A 5,643-nucleotide genomic window follows, 5' to 3' on the forward strand; every position below is an offset into this window, starting at 1 on the left:
ATCCTGGACCGTGGACTCTACTTCGCCAAGGTGGAGCCGTCGCGCTCGTATCTCACGGCCTTCCGGGTGCCGGGCGAGCTCCCGCCGGGCATGTACCTATCGGCGGAGACCCCGGGCCGTTCGCTCCGCACGGCGCCGGCGGCGGACGGCAGCGAGCTGCTCCTGGTCGGAGGCAACGGTCACCCGCCCGGACGCGCCGACTCCCCCGCCGAGAAGCTGGCCGACCTCACGACCTGGGCCGAGCGGCTCTTCCCCGGCGCAGAGCGAACGCACTGGTGGGCGGCGCAGGACTACCGGTCGGCGAACCGCATCCCCTTCGTCGGCTGGCTTCCCCGCGGACGCGGACGGGTGTACCTCGCGACCGGGTACGACAAGTGGGGCATGACCAATGCGGTCGCGGCGGCGCTCAGCCTCACCGCCGACCTGACCGGTGAGACCCTGGAGTGGGCACGGGTGATGCACCGCCGGGTGACCCGTCCGGTCGACATCGCCTCCGGTGTCGCCATCAACGCCGGCGCCGGCAAGGCGGCCGTGACGGAGTGGGCGGCCGCCGAGACGGGACCCGAGCTCGGGGATGAACCGGTCGCCGAGGGCACGGGGACGGTCGGACGCCGCGGCCGGACCCCGGTCGCCGTCTCCACCGTCGACGGGACGACGTGCGCGCTGACCGCGATCTGCAGTCACCTGGGCGGCGTGGTCCGCTGGAACGACGCCGAGCTGTCGTGGGACTGCCCGCTCCACGGGTCCCGGTTCGCGCCCGACGGCACCGTGCTGGAGGGGCCCGCCACGCAGCCGCTCGCCGAGGCGCCGGCCGTGCGGACGGAGGGGGCGGCCGAGGCCTCCGCCTGAGCGGTGGGGGTGCGTGAGCGCTGGCCCCGCGGGATGTCTGCCCCCGCTGACTGCTCGGGCCCCTTCGCCGCATCCCCGCGTGTGCCCTAGTCAGGCCGATTGAGGCGGGGGTAGGGTCGCCGCATGAGCACTCCTGACGACGAGAGCACGCCGCGACCCGCCGAACCGGCCGGCGCCGGCGAGCCGAACACCCCGCCGCACGCTGCCGGGCCCGCCGGGCCGAGCGAGCCGCCGGCCACTCCGGCCGCCGACCAGGGCTTCCCGGCCGCGCCTCCGCCGCCGCCCGTCGACCGGGGCTTCCCCTCGGCGCCGCCTCCGCCTCCCGTCGGCTACGGCGCACCGGCGTGGGGCGACGGCGCACCCGTCGTCGCGCCCAGCGAGCCGCCGCGCACGGTCACCATCGCGTTCTGGCTCTACATCGCCGGGGCCGTGCTCAGCGTCATCAGCGGCATCATCACGATCGCCATCGTGAGCGGTTCACGCGCCCAGCTGCTGAGCGCGGTCCAGCGACCGGGCATCAACCTGCGAGGTGCCACTCCGCAGCAGGCGGCGGATGCCGCGCTCGTCGTGGCCATCGTCTTCACGATCGTCACCCTGTTGTTCTGGGCGATCACGCTGGTGCTGTTCGCGTTCTTCCTGCGGCGCAGCGCCAACTGGGCGCGCATCATCCTGACGATCCTCACCGTCCTCTCGCTGCTGAACATCATCAACGGGTACGGTGCCGGCTTCCTGGAGTTCGCGCTCGCGGTTGTGGCGGTGGTGCTGATCTGGCTGCGCCCCTCGAACGAATACTTCGCCGCGGTGAAGGCCGCCAAGATGCCGCGCACCTGAGCCGGCCCTGACACGGGGGCGTGCCACGGCGCCCGGCGCGTACACTCGCGGCATGGACGTGCGGGAGGTGGCCGGCGAGCTCTACGCCACCGCACCCGGCGACTTCATCGCCCGGCGCAACGCCGCCGCAGCCCAGGCGGACCGCTCGACGGCGAAGCAGATCAAAGCGCTGCGCAAGCCGTCCGCCTCCGCGGCCGCGATCAACGCACTCGTACGTGACCAGCCGGACCTGATCGGCGACGTGCTCGCGATCGGCGCCAGGATGCGCGACGCCTTCGCCTCGCGCGATCGCGCGGAGATCCGTTCGCTCACCCAAGAGCGGCAGCGGCTGCTGCAGCGCGCCACGGAGGGTGTCGGCCTCAGCCCCGCGGTGCAGCGGGAGGTGGAGGAGACGCTGCAGGCGGCCGTGATCGACGCCGCCGCCGCAGCAGCGGTGCGCAGCGGCATGCTCGTGCGGGCGCTCGAGTCGACCGGGCTCGAGCAGGTGGATGTGACCGACGCGGTCGCGCTGCCGGTCGAGATCGAGGCGTTCCCTGCGGCCCGGGCGCGGAGGCGGGCCGCACCGGAGACGCGGGCGAAACGGGAGGAGGCTGCGGAGCCTTCGGAGTCGGGCGTGACCGCGGAGCCTTCGAAGTCGCCTGAACCGGCGGAGCCATCGGAGCCCGCGGAACCCGCCGAGTCGCCGAGCGAGCGCCGGGAGCGCAAGCGCCTCATCCGCGCCGCCGAGAAAGCCGTCGAACGCGCCCGAGACGATGCGGAGGCGATCGACGACGAACTCGACGAGGCCGTGGACCGTCGCGGCGACCTCGAGGCGGAGCGCGAATCCCTGCAACGGCGGCTCCAGCGCGTCGTGGACGACCTCACCGAGGCGCGTTCCGCCGAGCGCGACCTGCGCCGCAGGCTCTCCGAGGCGCAACGTGCCGTCCGCGAAGCCGAGAAGGACCTCCGCGACGCGCGCGCGGACTGACCCGCTCCCGCTGGCCGCCTCCGCCGCACCGCCGCCATCCGGGCGACCGCAGTTCAGCCGACCCAGCCCGCCAGCAGCTCGTCCCAGTCCGACTGGAACCGCGCGAGCCCGAACCGCTCGAGGGCCCACTCGCGCGCCCGCGCCCCCGTTTCGGCCCCGCGCCCCGGGTCGTCCACGAACGCGCGCACGGCATCGTGCAGCTCCGACACGTCGGTGGAGACCACGCCGACACCCGGCACCACCGCGCGCCGCGCATCGGTCGCATCCAGAGCCACCACGGGGACGCCCGCGGTCATCGACTCCAGCAACGACAGCCCGAGCGACGTCCACCGGTTGGGATGGACGTATACCCGCCGCCGTCCCACCTCGGCGAACAGTCGCGGCGCCTCCACGTCTCCGGCGGCCACGACGCGATCGGCCGGCGCGCCCAGCGCCTGCGCGAGCCCGTCCGCCTGCATCCCGAACACGTCCACCGGTGCGATGGAGGCGAACCCACCGAGCAGGTCGGAGCCGGTCACCCGCCAGCGGCGTACCGGCTCGTTGATGACCGCAGCTGCGCGCGGCAACTCACCGGTGAAGAAGTTCCCGTAGTCCACCACACCGTGCTCGATGACCACCGTGCGCGTCGAACCGGTGTCCCAGAAGAGCGCATTGAAATGGGTCACGTGCGCGATCAGGAGGTCGCGCCGATCCGCGAGGGGATGCCGCGAGTCCGGCACGCCCTGCTGCGGCGTGTTGTGCTCGACGAACACGACGGGGACGTCGATGCCGGGCGTGCGTCCGGTCAGCCGCTCGACCAGGTCGAACTCCTCCAGCCGTTGCAGCACGACCGCGTCGAACGGCGTCTCCGCCAGCTGCTCCTCGGGCACATCCACCACGTTCGCGGTCCAGTCGCGGTCGCCCACGCCGCCCTCGCCGGCCGCATTCACGGGCAGCAGGTAGGTGTGGCGCCCCCGCACGAACGCATCCATCCAGCCGCCGTGGACCTGCCAGACCAGCAGCCGCAGAGCACGGCTCACAGTTGCGCCCCGGCGCCGTGGTGACCCCCCACCTCCAGCGGACCGGTCTGCGGCGCCGGGCCCCCGTCGTCCTGGCCGGCGGTGATGCCCGCGTGCGTGTGACCGGCCACGCCGTGTGCCGCCGTGTGCGGCTCCTTCCGCGGGCACAGCTTGCCGCAGTACGGGCAGATGTAGCCCTCGCCGAACCGTGCCTCGCCGTCGAGGCGATACTCGAGAACGTCCCCGTCGCCCTCCCCGTGCAGTGCGAACTCCACGAACGCCGGACGCTGGAGGGACGGGATCGGCACGCGCATCCGTCCGAAGGGGCGGCCGTCGTCGTCCAGCGGAACCCACAGCTTCTCGGGCTTCGGACCGAAGATCGACCCCGCCTTGTCGACGCGCGCAGGACGGTGGTCGCCGCGGACGTGGAGGATGTGACCGGCGCGCAGCATGTCGCGCGGCATGGCCTGGTACAGCTCGGCGACACCGTAGGCGATCGCGCCGCGCCGGAGCCGCGAGAACCCCTCCTCCGTGTCGTCGCCCATCACGACGAACGGCGGCGCCTCCGGGCGGCGCAGGATGATCGCCGTTCCGCCCGACGGAGTGTCGGAGATGAGCTGGAGGATCGCCGTTCCCTCGAGCAGGGTCCGCTCAGGCATGCGCCACCGACACCTGCTCTGCCTCGCGACGGCCGAGGACCGCGTCGAATCGCTCCGGCCAGAGGCGGTCCGCCTGCTCGATGAGGCACTCCGCCAGGCGGCCGACCACGTGGACGTCCGCGACGAGGACGTCGTCCTCCGGGCCATGGCCGACCTCCCGTCCGCGCAGCAGCCAGGCGAACCGTTCGGGTGCGACGCCTTCCCGCGGTGCGTGGCGCGGTGCGGGCAGGCGGGTGAGCTGCCGGGCGATCCACTCGGAGCGCGGCAGCGTCCACCACGATTCGGGATCGAGTGGATGCGCCGGCAGCCCGGGCAGCGGCAGCCCGCTCTCGGCGTCGGCCGGACCCGCCTCGAGGTCGGCCGCATAGCCGGCCGAGAAGCGGACGTAGAGACCAGGACCGCCGTCGTCGAGCAGGCGCTCGATCTCAGCGAGCCGATAGAGCATGGGATCCTCCTCCGGGAGTGGCGTCCTCGAGGTCGGGGATGCGGTAGCGGCACTCCATCCGGGTGCGCGACACCAGCTCGTACTCGTGCCACGACGGCCGGTCGAGGGACGGCACCGGGACGCGGATGCGTGCGGATGCCTCCCCGTCCTCGCCGAGCGGGACGAGCACGATGATGTCGGACGCTCCGAACACCGACGCCGAGTAGGCGAAGCGAGCGTGGGCATAGCGGTCGGAGGTCACGATGAGCGCAGGCTCCGACTCGGCGGGGATGTCGTCCCGGGGCTGCTCGCGGTAGGGCTCAGCGAGCCCGTGGACGGCATGGCCCCGGCGCATCCGCACGAACAGCTCGCGGCCGCCGAAGACATCCAGGCGCAGGGACGACGGGACGGCGCCCTCCGCCAGCACGGCGACCGGCGTGTGCGCGCGCCGCGGCAGCATCATCAGCACGGCACTCGCCGTCATATCGCCCATGCAAGCAAGCTATGTCGGTCCTGAGGAGGAAGGCACGGGCTTGACGGGATGCGCAGGACGTGCGGGGCTCGGGATGCGCGGTGCGCGCGAGGCGCGGTGAGGCGGTGCGCGCCTCCCGTCGGTGCACCCCCTACGCGAGGTGCCGTGCCAGCTCGTCCTCCGGCATGATGACCATCCCGCCGGTGCGCTGCGACGTGTGCATCAGGGCCTCGAGCCACTGCGGGTTGATCGCGGGCGGGCGGCTGCCGCTGAACTGGAAGGCGAGGGGGACCTCGCGGCTGATCCAGAGGGAGACTCGCCCGGAGCCCTGCTCCACGGGAACATCCCAGTTCAGCAGGAAACTCTCGTGACGGCGGAGTTTGGCGACGATGGCGAGCTTGACGTGGCTGAGCACGCGGTCATCGAGGTCGTACTCCTGTCCC

General features: G+C 72.9%; 8 protein-coding genes. 3 read left to right on the forward strand and 5 right to left on the reverse strand.

What is annotated here, in order from left to right; translation table 11 throughout:
* The 3 genes from ACPYOG_RS18405 to ACPYOG_RS18415 form a co-directional block, all read left to right on the forward strand.
* Positions 1-849: FAD-dependent oxidoreductase (locus tag ACPYOG_RS18405; protein WP_481295593.1), on the forward strand; the 849-nt coding region annotated here is incomplete at its 5' end.
* A gap of 123 nt (positions 850-972) precedes the next feature.
* Complete coding sequence (locus ACPYOG_RS18410; protein WP_481295594.1) at positions 973-1,680, forward strand: hypothetical protein; 708 nt, start codon at positions 973-975, stop codon at positions 1,678-1,680.
* A gap of 52 nt (positions 1,681-1,732) precedes the next feature.
* Entirely contained in the window at positions 1,733-2,647 is a 915-nt protein-coding gene (locus ACPYOG_RS18415) for a hypothetical protein (protein ID WP_481295595.1), read from the forward strand.
* A gap of 53 nt (positions 2,648-2,700) precedes the next feature.
* On the opposite strand, the gene ACPYOG_RS18420 is transcribed toward ACPYOG_RS18415, so the two are convergent.
* The 5 genes from ACPYOG_RS18420 to ACPYOG_RS18440 form a co-directional block, all read right to left on the reverse strand.
* Positions 2,701-3,666 (reverse strand): glycosyltransferase, encoded by a 966-nt coding sequence (locus ACPYOG_RS18420; protein WP_481295596.1) that lies wholly within the window; start codon positions 3,664-3,666, stop codon positions 2,701-2,703.
* Positions 3,663-4,304, reverse strand: a complete 642-nt coding sequence (locus ACPYOG_RS18425; RefSeq protein WP_481295597.1) for a hypothetical protein — start codon at positions 4,302-4,304, stop codon at positions 3,663-3,665. Before ACPYOG_RS18425 ends, ACPYOG_RS18420 begins: the two co-directional genes overlap by 4 nt.
* A complete protein-coding gene (locus tag ACPYOG_RS18430; protein WP_481295598.1) occupies positions 4,297-4,749 on the reverse strand; it encodes a DUF6098 family protein in 453 nt (150 codons plus the stop codon). Before ACPYOG_RS18430 ends, ACPYOG_RS18425 begins: the two co-directional genes overlap by 8 nt.
* On the reverse strand, positions 4,730-5,221 hold the full coding sequence (locus ACPYOG_RS18435) for a hypothetical protein (protein WP_481295599.1): 492 nt from the start codon (positions 5,219-5,221) through the stop codon (positions 4,730-4,732). Before ACPYOG_RS18435 ends, ACPYOG_RS18430 begins: the two co-directional genes overlap by 20 nt.
* A gap of 130 nt (positions 5,222-5,351) precedes the next feature.
* On the reverse strand, positions 5,352-5,643 hold a 292-nt coding region (locus ACPYOG_RS18440; RefSeq protein WP_481295600.1), incomplete at its 5' end, for a DUF7882 family protein.

Source organism: Leifsonia sp. HAY1-4F (assembly GCF_056755275.1).

Bases quoted from the DNA above. Each gene is read 5' to 3' on its own strand.
- ACPYOG_RS18430 (WP_481295598.1), bottom strand. From the start codon at position 4,749: ATGCTCTATCGGCTCGCTGAGATCGAGCGCCTGCTCGACGACGGCGGT.
- ACPYOG_RS18425 (WP_481295597.1), bottom strand. From the start codon at position 4,304: ATGCCTGAGCGGACCCTGCTCGAGGGAACGGCGATCCTCCAGCTCATC.
- ACPYOG_RS18415 (WP_481295595.1), top strand. From the start codon at position 1,733: ATGGACGTGCGGGAGGTGGCCGGCGAGCTCTACGCCACCGCACCCGGC.
- ACPYOG_RS18410 (WP_481295594.1), top strand. From the start codon at position 973: ATGAGCACTCCTGACGACGAGAGCACGCCGCGACCCGCCGAACCGGCC.
- ACPYOG_RS18435 (WP_481295599.1), bottom strand. From the start codon at position 5,221: ATGGGCGATATGACGGCGAGTGCCGTGCTGATGATGCTGCCGCGGCGC.